The organism is Microcoleus sp. PH2017_09_SFU_O_A (assembly GCF_020738625.1).
Lineage (GTDB): Bacteria > Cyanobacteriota > Cyanobacteriia > Cyanobacteriales > Microcoleaceae > Microcoleus.
In genome coordinates this window covers 31,771-51,133 of the sequence record NZ_JAEQCF010000048.1, presented here as the reverse complement: position 1 = coordinate 51,133, position 19,363 = coordinate 31,771, and the positions used below count along the sequence as shown (strand labels likewise).

22 protein-coding genes are annotated in these 19,363 nt (G+C 45.3%); 16 read left to right on the top strand and 6 right to left on the bottom strand.

Going from position 1 to position 19,363, the window contains the following annotated elements; translation table 11 throughout:
* The first annotated feature begins 199 nt into the window (after positions 1-199).
* The 14 genes from psbZ (at position 200) to rimO (ending at position 12,618) form a co-directional block, all read left to right on the top strand.
* Positions 200-391, top strand: coding sequence for a photosystem II reaction center protein PsbZ (gene psbZ / locus JGK16_RS18610; RefSeq protein WP_293184909.1), 192 nt, complete (start codon positions 200-202; stop codon positions 389-391).
* Positions 392-619: 228 nt separating this feature from the next.
* Positions 620-1,168: a 6,7-dimethyl-8-ribityllumazine synthase gene (gene ribH, locus JGK16_RS18605; RefSeq protein ID WP_293184911.1), complete on the top strand. Its 549-nt coding sequence runs from the start codon at positions 620-622 to the stop codon at positions 1,166-1,168.
* A 125-nt stretch (positions 1,169-1,293) separates the two neighbouring features.
* A complete protein-coding gene (locus tag JGK16_RS18600; RefSeq protein ID WP_293184977.1) occupies positions 1,294-1,842 on the top strand; it encodes a Uma2 family endonuclease in 549 nt (182 codons plus the stop codon).
* A gap of 486 nt (positions 1,843-2,328) precedes the next feature.
* A complete protein-coding gene (locus JGK16_RS18595) occupies positions 2,329-3,567 on the top strand; it encodes a sedoheptulose 7-phosphate cyclase (protein WP_293191712.1) in 1,239 nt (412 codons plus the stop codon).
* A 2-nt stretch (positions 3,568-3,569) separates the two neighbouring features.
* Positions 3,570-4,373 (top strand): class I SAM-dependent methyltransferase, encoded by an 804-nt coding sequence (locus tag JGK16_RS18590; RefSeq protein WP_293191714.1) that lies wholly within the window; start codon positions 3,570-3,572, stop codon positions 4,371-4,373.
* A gap of 430 nt (positions 4,374-4,803) precedes the next feature.
* On the top strand, positions 4,804-6,198 hold the full coding sequence (locus JGK16_RS18585) for an ATP-grasp enzyme (RefSeq protein ID WP_293191716.1): 1,395 nt from the start codon (positions 4,804-4,806) through the stop codon (positions 6,196-6,198).
* 2 nt (positions 6,199-6,200) lie between these two features.
* A complete protein-coding gene (locus JGK16_RS18580) occupies positions 6,201-7,238 on the top strand; it encodes an ATP-grasp domain-containing protein (protein WP_293191718.1) in 1,038 nt (345 codons plus the stop codon).
* Positions 7,239-7,479: 241 nt separating this feature from the next.
* The gene (locus JGK16_RS18575; protein ID WP_293191720.1) at positions 7,480-8,115 is read left to right on the top strand and encodes a Uma2 family endonuclease; all 636 of its coding nucleotides are present in this window, start codon (positions 7,480-7,482) and stop codon (positions 8,113-8,115) included.
* 110 nt (positions 8,116-8,225) lie between these two features.
* Positions 8,226-8,849 (top strand): Uma2 family endonuclease, encoded by a 624-nt coding sequence (locus tag JGK16_RS18570; protein WP_293184919.1) that lies wholly within the window; start codon positions 8,226-8,228, stop codon positions 8,847-8,849.
* A gap of 85 nt (positions 8,850-8,934) precedes the next feature.
* Positions 8,935-9,366: a hypothetical protein gene (locus JGK16_RS18565; RefSeq protein ID WP_293184920.1), complete on the top strand. Its 432-nt coding sequence runs from the start codon at positions 8,935-8,937 to the stop codon at positions 9,364-9,366.
* A 12-nt stretch (positions 9,367-9,378) separates the two neighbouring features.
* Complete coding sequence (locus tag JGK16_RS18560) at positions 9,379-10,449, top strand: pentapeptide repeat-containing protein (protein ID WP_293184921.1); 1,071 nt, start codon at positions 9,379-9,381, stop codon at positions 10,447-10,449.
* 35 nt (positions 10,450-10,484) lie between these two features.
* Positions 10,485-10,730: a hypothetical protein gene (locus JGK16_RS18555; protein WP_293184923.1), complete on the top strand. Its 246-nt coding sequence runs from the start codon at positions 10,485-10,487 to the stop codon at positions 10,728-10,730.
* Complete coding sequence (locus JGK16_RS18550) at positions 10,727-11,077, top strand: type II toxin-antitoxin system PemK/MazF family toxin (RefSeq protein WP_293184925.1); 351 nt, start codon at positions 10,727-10,729, stop codon at positions 11,075-11,077. The genes JGK16_RS18555 and JGK16_RS18550 overlap by 4 nt, the downstream gene beginning before the upstream one ends.
* Positions 11,078-11,259: 182 nt before the next feature.
* Positions 11,260-12,618: a 30S ribosomal protein S12 methylthiotransferase RimO gene (gene rimO, locus JGK16_RS18545; RefSeq protein WP_293184926.1), complete on the top strand. Its 1,359-nt coding sequence runs from the start codon at positions 11,260-11,262 to the stop codon at positions 12,616-12,618.
* On the opposite strand, the gene JGK16_RS18540 is transcribed toward rimO, so the two are convergent.
* Positions 12,593-12,790, bottom strand: a complete 198-nt coding sequence (locus JGK16_RS18540; RefSeq protein WP_293184928.1) for a hypothetical protein — start codon at positions 12,788-12,790, stop codon at positions 12,593-12,595. The genes rimO and JGK16_RS18540 overlap by 26 nt on opposite strands.
* An 841-nt stretch (positions 12,791-13,631) precedes the next feature.
* Between JGK16_RS18540 and JGK16_RS18535 the strand changes: the two genes are divergently transcribed.
* Complete coding sequence (locus JGK16_RS18535; RefSeq protein ID WP_293184930.1) at positions 13,632-15,104, top strand: DEAD/DEAH box helicase; 1,473 nt, start codon at positions 13,632-13,634, stop codon at positions 15,102-15,104.
* Positions 15,105-15,381: 277 nt separating this feature from the next.
* On the opposite strand, the gene JGK16_RS18530 is transcribed toward JGK16_RS18535, so the two are convergent.
* Complete coding sequence (locus JGK16_RS18530) at positions 15,382-15,942, bottom strand: hypothetical protein (protein ID WP_293191722.1); 561 nt, start codon at positions 15,940-15,942, stop codon at positions 15,382-15,384.
* Between the two features lie 319 nt (positions 15,943-16,261).
* Here JGK16_RS18530 and JGK16_RS18525 point away from each other — a divergent pair, with 319 nt between their 5' ends.
* Positions 16,262-17,464, top strand: a complete 1,203-nt coding sequence (locus tag JGK16_RS18525) for a Coenzyme F420 hydrogenase/dehydrogenase, beta subunit C-terminal domain (RefSeq protein ID WP_293191724.1) — start codon at positions 16,262-16,264, stop codon at positions 17,462-17,464.
* 161 nt (positions 17,465-17,625) lie between these two features.
* On the opposite strand, the gene JGK16_RS18520 is transcribed toward JGK16_RS18525, so the two are convergent.
* From JGK16_RS18520 to JGK16_RS18505, 4 genes are all read right to left on the bottom strand, one after another.
* Positions 17,626-17,961 (bottom strand): XisI protein, encoded by a 336-nt coding sequence (locus JGK16_RS18520; RefSeq protein ID WP_293184934.1) that lies wholly within the window; start codon positions 17,959-17,961, stop codon positions 17,626-17,628.
* Between the two features lie 112 nt (positions 17,962-18,073).
* Complete coding sequence (locus tag JGK16_RS18515; RefSeq protein WP_293184936.1) at positions 18,074-18,451, bottom strand: GNAT family N-acetyltransferase; 378 nt, start codon at positions 18,449-18,451, stop codon at positions 18,074-18,076.
* A gap of 4 nt (positions 18,452-18,455) precedes the next feature.
* Positions 18,456-18,827: a DUF2237 domain-containing protein gene (locus tag JGK16_RS18510; protein WP_293184938.1), complete on the bottom strand. Its 372-nt coding sequence runs from the start codon at positions 18,825-18,827 to the stop codon at positions 18,456-18,458.
* 52 nt (positions 18,828-18,879) lie between these two features.
* Positions 18,880-19,341, bottom strand: coding sequence for a GNAT family N-acetyltransferase (locus tag JGK16_RS18505; protein WP_293184939.1), 462 nt, complete (start codon positions 19,339-19,341; stop codon positions 18,880-18,882).
* Positions 19,342-19,363: the final 22 nt, after the last annotated feature.

The following is a 19,363-nucleotide window of genomic DNA, read 5'->3' as shown; positions in this document are numbered from 1 at the left end:
TGTAGATTGTAGATTTTAGATTTACTCCACAGATCGATCTGGGAGATGCAACTTTGGTCTAAGATTTTGAAATCTCCACGACGTAAGTCGGGGAAGTGAACCCGTTTTTAAATGGGTCAAAAACTATAATCTGGAATTTTTATCCAGATTATTACAAACTATTTCTCGTCAACGCACGGCTATATCGAAAGGAGAAAAAATGTTATCAATTCTGTTTCAATTGGTTTTACTGGCTCTCGTACTGCTGTCTTTTGTGATGGTAGTTGGCGTGCCTGTTGCTTATGCCTCTCCCCAAAACTGGAATCAGTCTAAATCCTTGATTTTTGTAGGTTCAGGTCTGTGGTTCTTGCTGGTTATTGCAGTGGCTGTATTGAACTTTTTGGTAGTTTAAGCTCGCCCATCGCTCTCGAATAAAGAAGGTAAAAGATAGAAGGCTGAAGGCATTAACCAGAATTTTGAAGGTATTCGGTATTCGGTACCCACTAAAAAATTTCCAATCCGCGCGATCCTGTATGTTTGTGCACTTGAGATTAAAATCAGATGTTTCTGCTTTCTAAACTTTACCTTCTGGCAAACAAAAATCTAAAATCTAAAACCTAAAATCTAAAATTAGAGCACTATGGCAGTTTTCGAGGGAAATTTTACTCAAACAGAATCTTTGCGATTTGCGATTGTCATCGGTCGTTTTAACGATTTGATTGTCAACAAACTTTTGGAAGGATGTCAAGATTGTTTGAAACGCCACGGCGTTGATATCAATCCTCATGGAAATCAAGTTGATTTTTATTGGGTTCCCGGATGTTTTGAAATTCCTTTGGTGGCCCGCAAAGCTGCTCTTTCTGGCCGCTACGATGCGGTAATCTGTCTGGGTGCGGTAATTCGCGGTCAAACTCCGCATTTCGATTTTGTAGCTGGTGAGGTTTCTAAAGGAATTGCTGCTGCTGCTTTTCAAAGTGGTGTCCCGGTGATTTTTGGCGTGGTGACGACTGACACGATGCAGCAAGCTTTGGAAAGGGCGGGAATTAAGAGCAATTTGGGCTGGAATTATGGGATGAGTGCTCTGGAAATGGGCACTTTGATGCGTCAAGTTAATAGTTTGGGTGGAAGTTCTTACGATCGATTACCGGAGGCTGCTGCTGTTCAAGTGCTCCCGGGCGATCGGGCTTAATATATCTTCTCAGATAACTCGGCGATTGAAATCGCGTCTACAAAAACAAAGTCCGCGCAACGCGAGACTAAGAAATAAAGTAGGTAAGGAAAGCTACGAATAGTGTCACCGCGAAAAGATTCTCGATCGCAGAATATCACCGTTTGGGAAAACTGGGATTTTTCGCTCCCGATGAGCAAGTAGAATTGATTCGCGGAGAAATTATCATCAAAGCTGCTAAAACTACGTTTCATTCTGTTTGTAATTCGCTACTATTAGGAGAGTTGTGCACGCTGGCGATAAAAAAGGCGATCGTGCGCGGTCAAGAGCCGATAATTTTATCTACTACAGATAGCGAACCAGAACCTGATGTGGTTATCGCCCGCAATCGTTCCGATCGTTATTTAGCTTCTCACCCGGAGCCTGCGGATATCTTGTTAGTAATTGAGGTTTCTGATTCTACTTTAAAGTACGATCGCGAAACAAAGCTATCTCTCTATGCCGAATCTGGAATTGCTAATTATTGGATATTTAATTTAGTCGATCGTCAACTCGAAATGCACAGCGAACCTTATCAAAAAAGACAAGGTGATTTCAATTATCGATCGCAAAAAGTCGTTCTGCAAAATGAGGCTGTCGTAATTCCGGGGTTTCCCGATTTGTCTCTGGATTTGTCTTTGGTGTTTCCAGCCTAAGCTGAATTGACTTTAAAACACTCCCTGAATTTTCAGTATAATTTTATACATTTATTGTCAATCGCGATCGCCCTTTTGGCTTACTGAGTATCCTAGAATACATAAACTTCCTCAAATACTGATTTATCTGTAAATTTTTTAACTAAAAATCGCCCATTATCTAATATTCCTCAACAGTTTTATGAGATTTATCTAAATTTGGTTGCACAAATATGAGAAATTCGTTATGTTAAGTTTTGTGTAAGCATTGAGGCCGTCTCAACTCGATCCTAGGATGGCTTTCAGTACAAATGCTGTACAAACAGTATTTAACGTATTCTTAACAAACAGGTTTGAAAGTGAACTTTCAGGTCAATTGTTAACGTAATATTAAATAATTAATTTGTCCAGTTAATACCTAGGAAGCTTACCAACAAAGGGATTGATAATTTTGAGGTTCGCCCGGATACTTACAGTTACTTACCAACATGAAAGTGAAAAAAATTTATGGGTGACATTCAAGCTACGTTTACAGCTACCGATCGCGCTTTTCACATTGAAGGGTACGAAAAAATTGATTTCAGTCTACTCTATGTAGATGGCGCTTTCAAACTCGAAAATCCAGAAATTGCGGATAGCTATCGGCAATTTGGTCGCTGTCTAATGGTTGTAGACCAGACAGTGTATGGTTTGTACGGCAAGCAGATGCACTCTTACTTCCAGTATCACGAGATAGATTTAACCGTCTTTCCAGTGAGTATCAAGGAACCAGATAAAACCTTAACCACCTTTGAAAGCATCATAGATGCCTTTGTTGATTTCGGACTGGTGCGGAAAGAACCTGTATTGGTGGTTGGTGGTGGATTGACTACTGACGTAACAGGTTTTGCCTGCTCCTCCTATCGCCGTCGGACTAACTACATTCGCGTACCAACAACCCTAATTGGGCTGATTGATGCGAGTGTGGCGATCAAGGTAGCTGTGAATCACGGTAAACTAAAAAACCGCCTCGGTGCTTACCATGCTTCGCAGAAAGTAATTTTAGATTTCTCCTTCCTGAAAACTCTGCCGATCGACCAAATACGCAACGGCATGGCAGAGTTAATTAAGATCGCGGTTGTTGGCAACAAAGAAATCTTTGAATTGTTGGAAAACTACGGCGAAGCATTGCTGCACAGCCACTTTGGGTATCTAGATGGCACATCAGAACTGCGAGAAGTGGCGCATCGCTTAACCTACAATGCGATTCAATCAATGCTAGCCTTAGAAGTACCAAACCTGCACGAGCTAGATTTGGATCGAGTGATTGCCTATGGTCACACTTGGAGTCCGACGCTGGAACTAACACCGGAAATTCCGATGTTCCACGGCCATAGTGTCGCCATCGATATGGCTTTTTCAGCGACTATTGCTCAACAACGGGGCTACATTTCGATCGCCTCGCGCGATCGCATCCTAGGATTAATGAGTCGCCTCGGACTAGCAATTGATAGCCCTCATCTTACATCAGAATTGCTCTGGAAAGCAACAACATCCATCGCCCGTACCCGTGACGGTCTCCAACGTGCGGCGGCTCCATGCCCCATTGGTGACTGCTTTTTCATGAATGATTTGACTCGGACTGAGTTAGATGAAGCCCTAGCGGTGCATCAAAAAATCTGTCATGGCTACCCACGCAATGGCGATGGCGAGAATATGTATGTGGTACTGAACAAAGTTGGAACTCCTTCCACCGCAGGGGTATAAAGATGAGACCTGTTACCCCAGTTGGGATTCTAGCGGCTAAACTCGAAAGTCTAGTCCAGCAGGTAGAGTCTCAAGATGCGATCGATTCAGCTTTCAAGGCAGAATTACAACAAGCCTATGAGTTGGCAAATGGTCTCGATCCTTACCTGAACCTTTGTACCACAGCCGAATCTCCGGCATTAGCCACCTTAGTCAAGCGCACCCAATCAGAAGATTGGAGTAAGCGATTCTCCGACGGCGAGACAGTGCGCCACTTGGAACAAGAGATGCTCTCCGGCCATGTGGAAGGGCAAATGCTCAAATTTCTCGTCCATCTGACGAAGGCACAGCGCGTGCTGGAAATCGGGATGTTTACTGGCTACTCAGCACTAGCGATGGCTGAAGCCCTGCCGGTTGATGGAGAAGTGGTAGCCTGCGAAGTCGATGCTTACGTCGCTGAATTTGCCCAGAAGTGTTTCGACGAATCGACTGCTGGCCACAAAATATCAGTGAAGGTGGCACCGGCTTTAGAAACCATGAAACAATTGGCTGCTGCTGGAGAAGTGTTCGATTTAGTGTTTATCGATGCTGACAAAGGTGGATACACTGACTATCTCGACTTACTTCTGACGACTGGTTTGTTGGCGCCCAATGGCTTGATTTGTGCCGATAATACTCTGATGCAGGGACAGCCCTATTTGTCGGGTACTGCTACTGCTAACGGAGTTGCGATCGCTAAATTCAACCAGGCTCTGGTTGACGATCCGCGCGTAGAGCAGGTGTTAGTGCCATTGAGAGATGGGATTACCTTGATTCGGCGCGTTTAGAGCGTGTTTTCTTGTCCCGGATCTCCCCCTAGCCTCCCTTAATCAGGGCAGGGTGGGGGATTTAGGGATTTGATATAATTCATCTGCGTTTATCTGCGTTTATTTACCTGTATCTGCGGTCAAAAAAAAGATAATTTTGCAACCGCAGATGACAATGGATTCACGCGGATTCACGCCGATGAAGAGAAGAGGGATATGAATAATTCCGATCGCGAGTGCAGAGTCTGTCACCAAAATCGATATCACTCATCTGCGTTTATCTGCGTTTATCTACCCGTATCTGCGGTCAAAAAAAAGATAATTTTGCAACCGCAGATGACAATGGATTCACGCGGATTTACGCCGATGAAGAGAAGAGGGATATGAATAATTCCGATGAAGGGCGGATTTGATATTACGTTTAATTAGAGTGCCTACTTACTATAAAATTATGCTCGAAACAATTTCAGTTGCAGCGATGCCATCTGAACAGAAAATAAATGCGGGGAATCGGCGCTTCCAAACAGCACTTAAAACAATAGCAACTCTGACTTTGTTGCTATTAGTAATGCCCCTAAATCTAACTTTGACGATAATAGCCTTACTCAGAGCCATACTTACTAAACCGTTCCAGTCGCGATCGCCTACAGCCACTCCGCAAACGATTTTGATCAGTGGCGGTAAGATGACTAAGGCATTACAGCTAGCGCGATCGTTCCACAAGGCCGGTCATCGGGTAATTTTGGTTGAAACTGAGAAATACTGGCTGACAGGTCATCGTTACTCTTGGGCAGTCGATCGCTTTTATACAGTACCAAATCCCCAGACAGAGGAATACCCGCAAGCACTCTTAAAAATCGTCCAACAAGAGGGAGTTAATGTTTACGTGCCCGTTTGTAGTCCAGTCGCCAGTTACTACGATGCCGAAGTCCAAAGCGTACTTTCTCCCCACTGTACGGTAATGCACGTAGATGTCGAAATGCTGCAAAGATTGGATGATAAATATACATTTGCCGCCGCTGCGATCGCATTAGGGCTGCGAGTCCCGAAGTCTTACCTAATTACAAATCCCCAGCAAGTAATTGATTTTGACTTCACTGGTGCAAAGCGTCCATATATTATCAAAAGTATTCCCTACGATTCTATCCGCAGATTAGATCTCACTAAATTACCCTGCGAAACCCCAGCCGAAACTGCCACTTTTGTCAACTCTTTACCAATTTCCGAGAGTAAACCTTGGATTATGCAAGAGTATATTCCGGGACAAGAGTTCTGCACTCACAGTACCATCCGTGATGGTCATGTTCAGTTGCACTGTTGCTGTGAATCATCAGCATTTCAGGTAAACTACGAAAATGTCGATCGCCCGGATATCGAAAATTGGATTCGTCTGTTTGCCAAAAGTCTCAATTTGACTGGACAAGTTTCCTTTGATTTCATTCAGGCGGCGGATGATGGAGAGATTTATGCGATCGAATGTAATCCCCGCACCCATTCAGCTATCACGATGTTTTACAACCATCCCGATGTCGCCAAGGCTTATTTAGATCGCGACTCTTTACCACAAACTGTGCAGCCCTTGGCATCTAGCCGCCCGACTTACTGGATTTACCACGAAATTTGGCGATTGGTGACTAATTTGTCGTCGCCAAAGCTAGTTTCTGAGCGGTTACAAATTATTGTTCAAGGTAAAGATGCCATCTTCGATTGGAACGATCCATTACCATTTTTGATGGTGCATCATTGGCAAATCCCATTATTGTTATGGGGAAATTTGCAGAAGCCGAAAGAGTGGATTCGGATTGATTTTAATATTGGCAAACTTGTGGAAATAGGAGGAGATTGAGTATGTCAGTATTACGGGTTTTGCATTTAGTTGGATCGGCAGTCAGTGATTTTTACTGTGACTTGTCACGCCTTTACGCCCAAGATTGTTTGGAGAATACGGCTAATTCAGCACTGTATGAATTTCATATTGCCTATGTTTCTCCCGATCGCACCTGGCGTTTTCCGACATCTCTCGATAAAAGTGCGATCGAGGCCGCTCATCCCATGTCTTTAGCGGACGCTGTGCAGGTGCTGACCGACCTCCAGATTGATGTAATGATCCCCCAGATGTTTTGTATCCCAGGCATGACTCAATACCGCAGCTTGTTCGATCTGCTGAGTATTCCTTATGTGGGTAATCCCGCAGAGTTGATGGCGCTGGTGGCTGACAAAGCGAGGACTAAAGCAGTGGTAGCAGCCGCTGGGGTAAGTGTACCGTTGGGAGAAGTTGTCCGTGCGGGCGATCGAACTTTGATTGATTTCCCGATCGTACTTAAGCCAGTGAATAGTGATAATTCCATTGGAGTGGCTTTCGTGAAAAATGCTGCTGACTATGATGCAGCTTTGCAGAAAGCATTGACTCATTCAGATGAAGTGCTAGTAGAAAAATTCATTGAATTGGGTAGAGAAGTTCGCTGTGGAATCATCGTCAAAGCAGGCGAGTTAGTCTGTTTGCCACTAGAAGAATATGCTCTAGATGCCGATACAATGCCGATTCGGAGTTATGCCGATAAGCTGAAACAAAATGACGATGGCAGCTTGGGTTATGCCGCTAAAGATAGTACCAAATCGTGGATAGTTGACATCAGCGATTCGGCAACTGAGAGAGTTTGGGATATGGCCAGAAAATCTCATATAGCTTTGGGTTGTCGCGATTATAGTCTATTTGATTTTCGGATAGATCCGCAGGGAAAACCTTGGTTCTTGGAAGCGGGGCTTTACTGTTCTTTTGCTCAGAAAAGTGTACTTTCTGCGATGACGAAAGCATCGGGAACTTCTCTGGATACTTTTTTTGAAAGTATGTTGCAAAATGCTTTATGTAAAATCCCAAATAACTAAGGAATGATATAGAGGAGACGGCAATGCCGTGTCCCTACAGTATTATTGTGGGTAGGGACACGGCACTGCCGTCTCCTAATTTCTTGAGGTCGATCGACGCGATCGGTATTTTGATATTATGGACGCGAGACTATACCAAACTTCACTTCCTATGTCAAGGATTACGAACAACGTTGTCGTAAATCCTTGTGTAATATTTGAGCTTTCCGCATACTAATCGCTAGACAGAGGAAACCACAACATGATCCAAACCATATCGAAAACAATCACGTTTGATGAGTTCGTTGCCTGGTATCCAGAGAACTCTGTCCATAAGTACGAACTACACAATGGAGTAATTGTTGAAATGCCTTTAGGAACTGGCCGCCATTCCCGCGTTATAGGTTTAACCAGGGACGAAATCAGCGCAGAAATCAGGCGACTGAAATTGCCTTGCTTTATCCCCGGCGACTGCCTGCTCAAACCCGTCCGCAACGAGGCGGGCTACCTGCCAGACGCAGTTGTCCTAGACGAAGCAGCTCTCACAAAAGAACCGCGCTGGGATAGGGAATCCATCATCACGATGGGGTCTTCGGTGCGACTGGCTGTAGAGGTCGTCAGTACCAACTGGCGGGACGATTACCATCTCAAATTCGCCGACTACGAAGAAATGGGCATCCCCGAATACTGGATTGTGGACTACCTCGGTTTGGGCGGCCGCAAGTTCATCGGTACTCCCAAACAACCCACACTATCGGTTTGCCAGTTGGTTGACGGCGAGTATCAGGTAAAACAGTTTAAGGGCGATGACATAGTTGAATCGCTGGCTTTCCCAGAGTTGAGGTTGACTACCGAGGTGATTTTTCGAGCCGGTCTGCCTCCAACCGAGCCGAGCTAGAACGACTGGGGGGCGATCGGATATTAAAAGAATATCAAAAATTGTACTTTGTACATTGTGTAATCTTCTAGCTTTCCGCATACTAATCACCAGACAGAGGAAACCGCAACATGATCCAAACCATATCCAAAACAATCACGTTTGATGAGTTCGTTGCCTGGTATCCAGAGAACTCTGTCCATAAGTACGAACTACACAACGGAGTAATTGTTGAAATGCCTTTAGGAACCGGCGACCATTCGGAAGTTACGGGTTTTCTTTCCAGTGAAATCAATTTTGAAATCAGACGGCTGCAATTGCCTTACTTTATCCCTGGTGATTGCCTAATTAAACCCGTCCGTGACGAAGCAGGTTATCAACCAGACGTAATAGTCCTAGACAGAACCGCACTTGCAAACGAACCACGCTGGAAAAAAGAATCCGTCATCACGATGGGATCTTCGGTGCGATTGGCTGTAGAGGTTGTCAGTACGAACTGGCAAGATGATTACCTGGTTAAAGTAGCTGATTATGAAAGATTGGGTATCCCGGAATATTGGGTTGTGGATTATGCTGCTTTGGGCGGCAGACGCTTTATTGGTAATCCGAAACAACCTACTATCTCGGTTTATCAGTTGGTTGACGGGGAATATCAAATCAGCCAATTTCGGGGAAATGACATAGTTGAATCGCTGGCATTCCCAGAGTTGAAATTAACGGCAGAGAAGATTTTTCTTGCTGGTTTGCCGAACTAACCAAAGCTGTTATTCCTAGACTTTCTGGTGTGATATAATCTGAAAAAGTGCGATCGATATTTATAAAAATTTATACCGTGCCGTAATGACTACGCCGCCGAATCCGCTGACTCCGACTCCGACACCATCCCAATCGAGTCCAACTCCTGTAGTGCCATCTCCTCCAGTAAGTACGAAATTGGGTACATTCACGCAAAAGTTAGTGATGAATGTTTTAGAGGTTGTCGATCAGGTGTTATATGGGTTAATGGGTCAACTTGGGAGAACAGTTTTTGGGTCAATTCAGGATGCGATCGCGATCGGTATTCTTTTAAAACTTCCCGGTTTAATCGGTGAAATTATTATCGGTAAAGATTTTTCAGGTTTCGATATTTGTCTAAAAGAAAGCCCTTGGGGTGTATCTCGTTATGCTTGTTTCATTATTGTAGCTTCTGATTTTTTGTTGTGGATAGTTCTCGCAGGTCGAATTATTGGTAGATTTTGGGCAGATTTAAAAGATTTGAAAAATAATCCCTAGGAGATATTTGATATGACTTTAGTCAACCGGAAACAAATTAGTCTTTATGAAGAAGCTGAAGCTGGATTAAATTCTTTAGTCAAGCAAACGGCTCAAGTTGGTGTTGGTTTGTTGGGGATACTGTTGCTGACAGGAGGAAGTCCGCCAGCTTTGACAGTAGGGTTAAGTGTAGTTGGGGGAATTGCGTTTGTTGCTTGGAGCGAAGAGAAGCGACTGACTAAATTTTATGCGAGGCAGACTCAGCTAATACAGAATTCTGTCATTGCGAGTGAAACGAAGCAATCGCAACTCAAACATCATCCTGTCATTGCGAGTGGAACAAAGCAATCGCAAATTCCTAATACCAGTGAGTCTGAGCCGACTAAATTTGAGGGACGACAATCGCAACTTCCTAACTCTAGTGAGTCTGAATTGCTTGCAAATGACATCAAACAAATCCTTGAAGCAGATACAGATAATTTATCGGAATTGATGAAACAGGCTGGTCTAAATCCAGATAAAGATTTAGCAGGAGCTGATTTAAGTAGTGTTAAAGCAGTTGGCTGCAAATTGAGCCGATTCAATCTCAGTGGCGCTGACTTAGATAATACCGATTTGAGTCGTACCGATCTGAGTTTTGCGAACTTAAGCAATGCTAAACTAACAAACGTAAAACTTTGTCGCGCTGACTTAAGTGGTGCTGACTTGAGAAATGCTTTGCTAATGGATGCCGACTTGAGTTTTGCCGACTTAAGCGATGCGGACTTGAGCGGTGCCGATTTGATTAATGCTGACTTAAGCAATGCCAATTTAAGCAATGCCAATTTGCACAATGCTAATTTGACAGCGACCAACCTGAGTACCGCCAATTTGAGCGATGCTAACTTGAGCAGTGCCAACTTGAGTGATGCCGATTTGAGCAATGCCGATTTGAGCAATGCCGACTTGAGCAATGCCAATCTGAGCACTGCCAAAGTAGAAAGTTCTCGATTTGGTAACAATGCCGGACTATCTGAAGATGCAAAGTATGAACTACAAAACCGAGGTGCAATCTTCCCGCAAGATTTCCCGCAAGACGAACGGATACTTGAATACGAGCTATAATAGTTGGGTAACTTTGGGGTAAGTAAAAAACTAACATGAATCAAACTTCTACAGTTACGATCGCCAATACATCTTATAAAATCCTCGCAGAACTCTCTGCAAACTCTGGAAAATCAATCCAAGCAGTTCTCGAACAAGCGATCGAACAATACCGAAGACAACAGTTTTTAGAAGCAGCAAACCAAGCTTATATTGCTCTACGCAATAACTCCGAAGCTTGGCAAGAAGAACTTGAAGAACGATCGGTCTGGGATATTACTTTAGAGGATGGTTTAGAATGACCTCAGCAGCAAAACCATCACGCGGTGATATATGGCTGATTGACTTGAATCCAATACGAGGACGCGAGCAGTCTGGCAAGCGTCCCTGTCTGATAGTATCTGTAGATTCATTCAATCAGGGTGCTTCGGCATTAGTCGTTGTGCTGCCAGTTACATCTAAGGATAAGGGAATCCCCTGGCACGTTGAAGTTAACCCTCCAGAAGGAGGACTTAGACAGCGAAGTTTCATCAAATGTGAAGATGTACGCTCAATTAGTATAGAAAGACTTTTTGAACTGTGGGGCGCAGTTTCTCCAACAACATTAATGATGGTAGAGGAAAGACTGCGTATTCTTTTAAATTTATAGAGAATCATCATATAAAATAATTCTGTACTGTGATAGATTTCCAGCGCAGAAACTCCCAAAAATCCGGTTTATTTGGTTTTGATGCTGAATTCCCGGTTCAAATTCACGCAACCTTGCAATTTTAGAAATTGTGTGATACCATAAAACGTTCTTGAAAATAGCGCAACAGCAAATATTACTGCATGGCAACGAAGCCAACGATCGCATTTACTCACCTCGGTTGCGAAAAAAATCGCATTGATACCGAACACATGATTGGCTTGCTGGCTCAAGCAGGCTATGAAGTCGATTCTAATGAAGAATTAGCCGATTACGTCGTCGTCAATACTTGCAGTTTTATCCAAGCTGCGCGAGAAGAATCAGTCCGCACCCTGGTAGAATTGGCCGAAGCTAATAAGAAAGTAGTCATCACTGGCTGCATGGCACAGCATTTTCAGCAGCAATTGCTGGATGAATTGCCCGAAGCCGTCGCAATTGTCGGCACTGGTGATTATCATAAAATAGTCGATGTGATGCAAAGGGTCGAAAAGGGCGATCGAGTTTCCCTCGTCTCTAGTGAACCTACTTACATCGCTGACGAAACTACTCCTCGCTATCGCACAACATCGGAAGGTGTCGCTTATCTGCGAATAGCCGAAGGCTGTGACTACCGTTGCGCTTTTTGCATTATCCCGCACTTGCGCGGAAATCAGCGATCGCGCACCATAGAATCTATTGTCGCTGAAGCTAAGCAATTAGCCTCCGAAGGGGTAAAGGAAATTATCCTAATTTCTCAAATTACCACCAACTACGGCAAAGATATTTATGGCGAACCCAAACTAGCCGAATTACTCCGCGCTTTGGGCGAAGTAGATGTACCTTGGATTCGGATGCACTACGCCTATCCTACAGGTTTGACTCCGCAAGTTGTGGCGGCAATCTGCGAAACTCACAACGTTTTGCCATACTTGGATTTACCTCTACAACACTCGCACCCGGAAATTCTGCGGGCGATGAATCGGCCTTTCCAAGCTGGGATCAATGATGCCATAGTCGATCGCCTGAAAGCATCAATTCCTGGTGCCGTGATGCGGACAACTTTTATAGTCGGCTTCCCTGGCGAAACAGACGAACACGCAGCACACTTGCTGGAATTTGTCAAGCGCCACGAATTCGATCACGTCGGAGTATTCACATTTTCCGCCGAAGAAGGCACCCCAGCCTACAGCTTGCCAAATCAACTCCCAGCAGAAAAAATGGAAATTTGGCGAAATGCAGTTATGGCGGCACAACAACCTATATCATTAAAAAAGAATCAAGAATCTGTCGGTCAGGTAGTTGATGTCCTGATAGAACAAGAACAACCAGAGACAGGTGAGTTGATTGGTAGATCCGCCCGGTTCTCCCCAGAAGTAGACGGACTCGTCTATGTGACAGGAGAAGCACGGCTGGGATCGATCGTACCTGTGAAAATTACAGACGCAGATTTCTACGACCTTCATGGTCAAGTAGAAATCGCTCGAACTGTCTCGTTAGCTAAAGCAGTATCAGCCCCCCGCTAGGAGCGTAGCCTCGCGTCGGGATGAGTGCCAGTGAGTTGACGATTCCACTCCCGCGAGTCGAATTCCAAGCCGTGCTGTGGAACAGCGACGGGGTGGATGAGGAAACGAGCAATTCTTCTGATAAAATTGGTACATCTTGACCACCAATGCCGTAAGCGAAAACCAAGCTCATAGGTACGTGTTGCCAGAAAAAGTATGGGTCTTGGAAGGACTCCTGCCCGGGCGAGGCAATGTAAGACCAATAGAATTACGGAGTTCTGGCGGCTGTTGCCAATGAATTGGGAAGCCCGTGCTCTACCGCAGGTCAGCGTCGGGTAGTTCACTGTTTTGTTTCTGAATGTAAAGAGTTATGCTAATATAAAGTCAGAAACCAGCGGGGAGAATTTGAGATTGCTTCGCCGTCCGCCCTACACCACAACGGTATCCCGAAAGAGTGTTGAGATGGATAGGCGGTAACGGTAGTCCAAAAACGGATAGAAGCCGCCGACGCCAGGAGTAGAGAGATTAAAATTTTAGACGCTAGTTCAAGCTGCCAGATTCATCTGTGGAGTAAATCTAAAATCTAAAATCTAAAATCTAAAATCGACTGACGGTCGCTACATACCCTGTTGAATCCCGCAGGCGACGGATTGCGGGATAGCGCCTGAACCAACAAAACTGTAACTACTATATATGTAGTAAAGTGGGGCTGGTCATCATCCTCACTATAAAATGCCCTAGAGAGAAAGCTTGCAAGTACCTCAAAGGAAGTCCAATGTACTGTTTAAAGAATGTTGGAAGCCGATAACCCCACCGCTGGCGGTTGGTATCGGTGATGTCAGAAAATCAAAGACGGCTGTCGAATCGGTAAATTAGTCACCATCGACGGAGCTGCCCTATACTCGATTGCTATTTGAAAAGGTGCGCGCAGGCGCAGCACCATACAGAACTCACAATGAGTTCCTGCCCTAGAGCAGAAATCCGCATCCGAGTTGGGCAACTTAGAAGGCTAAGACTCGTTATTAGGAGAATTAATGAATTTATTGTTTGAAGGTTTGGGTCTTTCCGAAGAACTCGTTCTCCATCTGGAAACACTCGGCTTTACAGAACCTACTCCCATCCAAGTACAAGCAATTCCGCACCTGCTAGCAGGCCGCGACGTTGTGGGTCAAGCTCAAACTGGAACGGGCAAAACGGCAGCATTCTCGTTGCCCATCTTGGAGCGGATTGATTTAGATCTAACTGCGGTGCAAGCATTGGTGCTCACACCGACTCGTGAATTGGCCATGCAGGTAACTGAAGCCATCCGCGATTTGAGCGGTATCAGCAGCGACGGCCCGGTAAAAGTCGGTCGCTCTCTGCAAGTTCTGACCGTGTACGGCGGTCAATCGATCGATCGCCAAATGCAGCGTTTGAAGCGCGGCGTTCACATTGTTGTCGGTACACCCGGACGCATATTGGATATGCTCAGCCGCGGCAGCCTGAAACTCGACAAGGTACAGTGGCTGGTTTTGGATGAAGCTGACGAAATGCTGAGCATGGGCTTTATCCAAGATGTGGAAAGAATCTTGGATGCTGCACCAAAAGACCGTCAAACGGCATTTTTCTCGGCGACGATGGAAGCTTCTATTCGGAAATTGGTAGCGCGGCATTTGCGGAACCCAGTCAACGTCACCGTAGAACAACCAAAAGCAACGCCGAAACGCATCAGCCAAGGCGTGTATATGGTTCCCCGCGGCTGGTCTAAGGCAAGAGCTTTGCAGCCAATCCTAGAAATGGAAGACCCGGAATCGGCGCTGATTTTTGTGCGGACTCGGCAGTCGGCGGCGGAACTTACTAGCCAACTGCAAGCAGCAGGCCACAGCGTTGACGAATATCACGGTAATTTGAATCAGGCACAGCGGGAACGTTTGCTGCATCGGTTCCGCCAATGTCAAGTCCGCTGGGTAGTGGCGACTGATATTGCTGCGCGGGGTTTGGATGTGGATCACTTGACTCACGTTATTAACTACGATTTGCCCGATAGCGTAGAAAGCTACGTTCACCGGATCGGACGCACGGGCCGGGCCGGCCGCGAAGGAACTGCGATCACGCTGATTCAACCAGTGGATCGCCGCAAATTGCGCTTGATTGAACGCCACGTGCGATCGAGCTTGACTGTACGAAACATTCCGACACGGGCACAAATTGAAGCTCGTCAGTTGGAAAAGATGCAGGGTAAAGTTCGCGAAGCTTTGGCTGGCGAACGAATGGCATCTTTCTTGCCTCTGGTGTCTCAGTTGTCCGAGGAATACGACTCCCATGCGATCGCCGCAGCAGCTTTGCAAATGGCCTTCGATCAAAGCCGTCCGGCTTGGATGGGCGCGGATTACGCTCAACAAGAAGATCCCCCTATTGGTGGAGAAAACAGCGTCAAGCCAATCTTGATCAAGAAGCGGGCTAAGACTGGCGCGCCGACTAATTCAGTCGGTTCGAGCGTTCCTGCTCCCGTTCCCCAGAACAGCTAATTAGTAGGGTGCGCGCTGCGCGCCTTATTTTCTAACTGGTAGGGTGCGAAATTCGCACCTTATTTTTTTATGTGTGGAATTAATCTATAGGTACGTTGTTGCGCTTCAGCGCTCTTTCATAGATATAAAGAGCGCTGAAGCGCAACTACGTACCTAGACTGCACGCGATCCTAAATACTTGTTTTGAGCAAACCTGAAAATCCTCTGAAGCAAGAAGGACTCTTCGTCCGAACGATCGAACTTCTAGACGTTGATTTTTGGAAGGTTGTGTAGTATTTTAGTTGAGCTGCGTGCCGACAATAATCTTTTGCACGCGATCGCCCTTCAGTTCCAAAACCAAATTAGAAGCCTTTTGGTCGTTGCTGTAAGTCAACCGACTCACTCCACCCTGCACGGATTGCGAGCTGTAACCGTAAGTTTTAAGGACTTTTTGACTTTTATCTCCTACCTTAATACTACTCGTTGTTACGTACTTGGGATTCGTAGTAGAAATTAAATAAACTTTGCCATTCCAGGCTGCTACCGTCAATTTCGAGTAGGTTAGCGTGCGAATCTTGCCACCCATAGCCTTGCTACCCGGTTTAGTTTCATCCCGCTGCGGTTTGCCCAACTTGCGTTTAGCCTCTTCTACAGACATCCCCAAACGAACTGGGCCAATCCCCAAGCGCGAATAGTCGATCGCCGCCGGCTTTTGTGTGGCGTTCAACATACTTTCTAGAGCCACAACAGTTTGATTCATACCCACAACAGGGCGAATTAAAGCAGCAAATCCGAAGCTCGAAATTGCGATATTGAGCATGATGCCAGCAACGGCTGTTGTCACAAACAATCTTACCATTTTTTTATACCTTTATTTTGCAGTTTATTCCTGCAATACCCTGTTATATCCGGATAAATACTAATGATTGCGGGCGAATACAATTCGCTCCTAAACAGGCAAAGTCCGCCTGCGAGGACTCAAGCAGTAAGGATATTCATCCCCAAAAATATAACATAGAGAAACCCGGTTTCAGCAGGGGGCGTACCCCCGTGTTCGTCTTGATTCGGGGTTTCTGAATACCAACACCATTTTACGTTTAATTAGCGCGAATACTTCATCACCGGAATGGGTGTGATATCCTAACAAAAGCCCTTTCTCCATAAAATTTGCAATTTAGATGACCGCCATAGATTCCACTAAACACCAGAAATCTAAAGCCCTGAAACCGGGCAGCCGCCGCCCCGCTAAAGAACTTTGCAGCGAGTGCGGTTTGTGCGATACATATTATATCCATTATGTCAAGGAAGCTTGCGCTTTCTTAACTCAGCATATCGCAGAACTGGAAGAGGAGATTCACGGGCGATCGCGCAATCTCGACAATCCCGACGATTGGTACTTCGGCGTCAGTCAAAATATGATGGCGGCTAAGAAAAAAGAACCAATAGAAGGCGCTCAGTGGACGGGAATTGTCAGCTCAATTGCGATCGAAATGCTGGAAAAAGGCATTGTTGAAGGTGTTGTCTGCGTTCAAAATACCAAAGAAGACCGCTTTCAACCGATGCCTATAATTGCGAGAAATCGCGAAGAAATTCTCGCTGCAAAAGTCAACAAGCCAACTCTATCTCCCAACCTTTCAGTGTTGGAACAAATCGAGAAGTCGGGGATGAAACGGCTGTTAGTAATTGGCGTCGGCTGTCAAATTCAAGCATTGCGTACAGTCGAGAAACAACTCGGTTTAGAAAAGCTCTACGTTCTCGGAACTCCCTGTGTAGATAATGTTAGCCGCGCGGGCTTACAGAAATTCCTAGACACGACTAGCCGTTCTCCTGAAACGGTGGTATCTTACGAGTTTATGCAAGACTTTAACGTTCACTTCAAACACGAAGATGGTTCTACGGAAAAAGTGCCATTTTTCGGATTGAATACAAAAGAATTGAAAGATGTGTTTGCTCCTTCTTGTTTGAGCTGTTTTGATTACGTTAATTCCTTAGCAGATTTAGTGGTGGGCTACATGGGCGCACCTTTTGGCTGGCAGTGGATTGTGGTACGAAATGATACCGGACAAGAAATGTTAGACTTGGTAATGGATCAGCTAAACACTCAGCCGGTGATGTCTCAGGGAAACAGAAAAGAGGCTGTTCAACAAAGTATTCCGGCTTACGAGAAAGGTGTGACTTTGCCGATGTGGGCGGCGAAGTTGATGGGGGTTTTTATTGAAAGAATTGGGCCGAAGGGTTTGGAATATGCCCGTTTTTCAATTGATTCTCATTTCACTCGCAATTATCTGTATGTGAAGCGGAATCACCCGGAGAAATTGGAGGCTCATGTGCCGGAATATGCTAAGCGAATTGTGGGGCAGTATAAGTTGCCAGAGGTTTAAGCTGGTAGGGTGCATGATATTATGCCCTGTTAATTACTATTAATAAAAAATGTTTGTAGTGAGGACTTTAGTCCTCGGATGGATGCGGACTAAAGTCCTCACTACAAACCAGTTTTTTTGTGGTAGCTAACTGACGCGCACTACTCCTTGGGCGATTGAAATTATGCAACTCCAAAGCCTGTATATTCGCGCGCGTAAGTTGGCTGAAGTCCTAGCACAATATCCTCTTTGGGTATTCCCATTTCTACCAATTCGTCAGCAATCTGCCTGTCTGTTTGATTTCGCTGAATCCAGATTTTGCCATTTTTAATATCCAAATGAAACACACAGTTATACACGCGGCGGTGTGTGTCCCATCCTAAATCGATGACAAGATAGCGATCTTTTTCTTTGTCAAAAATTGTTTCTACTTCAATTTCTCCGTTAATTGGTGCTATCTTGCTGTCTTCAATTAGCAGCTTTTGAATGCACTGACGGTAATGCTCTAGTCGATCCATTTGACTATTGCCTCCTGAGTTGATTTTAAATAGATATGTAAACTTGTAGGGTGCGTCAGCTAGAAGCTGCTGGATGATTCAACAAATAATCCTACTGACGCACCCTACGAGTCTACGCCTGAGCCGTCAGCTCCTTGCAGTAAACTATTTTGTCATGGCCTGCTTTGTAGAAGTCGCGAATCCGCGCTTCTTCGTCGTAACCGCACTTGCGGTAGAACGATCGCACGCGATCGAACTCCGGGAGTCCCGACGTTTCCACCAGCAACACGCGCCCGCTCCGCGCCATCAAGGTTTGTTCCATGTAGCGCAGCAATGTCGCACCGCGTCCTTGTCCCTGGCGATCGGGTAAGATGGCGATTAATTGCAAGTTCCACGTGCGATCGGTCATTGGTTCGAGCTCGCAGTAGGCGACACCCACGGGCCCGCCGTCGTCATCGGTAATCCAGAAGCGATCGCCATCGTTGTTAGTGGCGAAGTAATCGGCTAGCACATTCCTACAAATCAGCAGCGTGTTCCTTCAACTCGTTCAAAGAAACGTATTCCAAAGTTAAGACATGAGTCGCCGACAAAACCACAAGTGGCGCACATCCAGCATCCATTGCTTCCTTCCAGCGCGAAGCACACAAACACCAACAATCCCCTGGCTTCAATCCCGGAAATTTAAAATCGGGAACCGGGGTACTCAAATCGTTTCCCATTCTTTTGGTGTACTTCAAAAACTCTTCTGTCACTTTTGCACAAACGGTGTGAGCCCCTAAATCTCCGCCACCCGTATTGCATTTTCCGTCCCGATAATAGCCTGTCATGGGCGATGTGCAGCAAGTTTCTAATTTTGTTCCCAGCACATTTGTCGCTTCCGTAACCATCGCAACTCCTCCACACAACTCTGCGATCTAATTTTACACAAAAGGTGGTTTTTTATATATCTTTTTCCATTGCAAAGTTAATAAATTTTTGTCCTCTCCGCTCTACTTCTTGTTTTCTAATCAGAATAAATCCCTGGGTTTCAAAAAAAAGTCGAGCTGTAATGCTGGCTTCGGTAAATAACTTTCTAAGTCCTAACTCTTTGGCTTTTAACTCGATTTGTGTTAAAATTAGCGTCCCAACTCCTTGTCTTTGAAAGTCTTTGTGACAGTAAAAGCGATCGATATGGCCGTTGATTTCTAATTCTCCAAAACCTGCGATTGTATCGCCCTCTGCTGCTACGAAGGTAAATTTACTGCTTAAACTTTGCATCCACTTTTGAATGTCGGTATCTGCTGGCGCCCAAGCATCTACTTGGGCTGTTGTGTAATCGCGGATATTTACTTCGTGCACGGTGTCGTAAAATAGTTTGACAATTTTTTCAGTGTCGCCGATTTCGTAGGTTCGTACTTTCATGAGATTTAAGGTGCAGATTCCC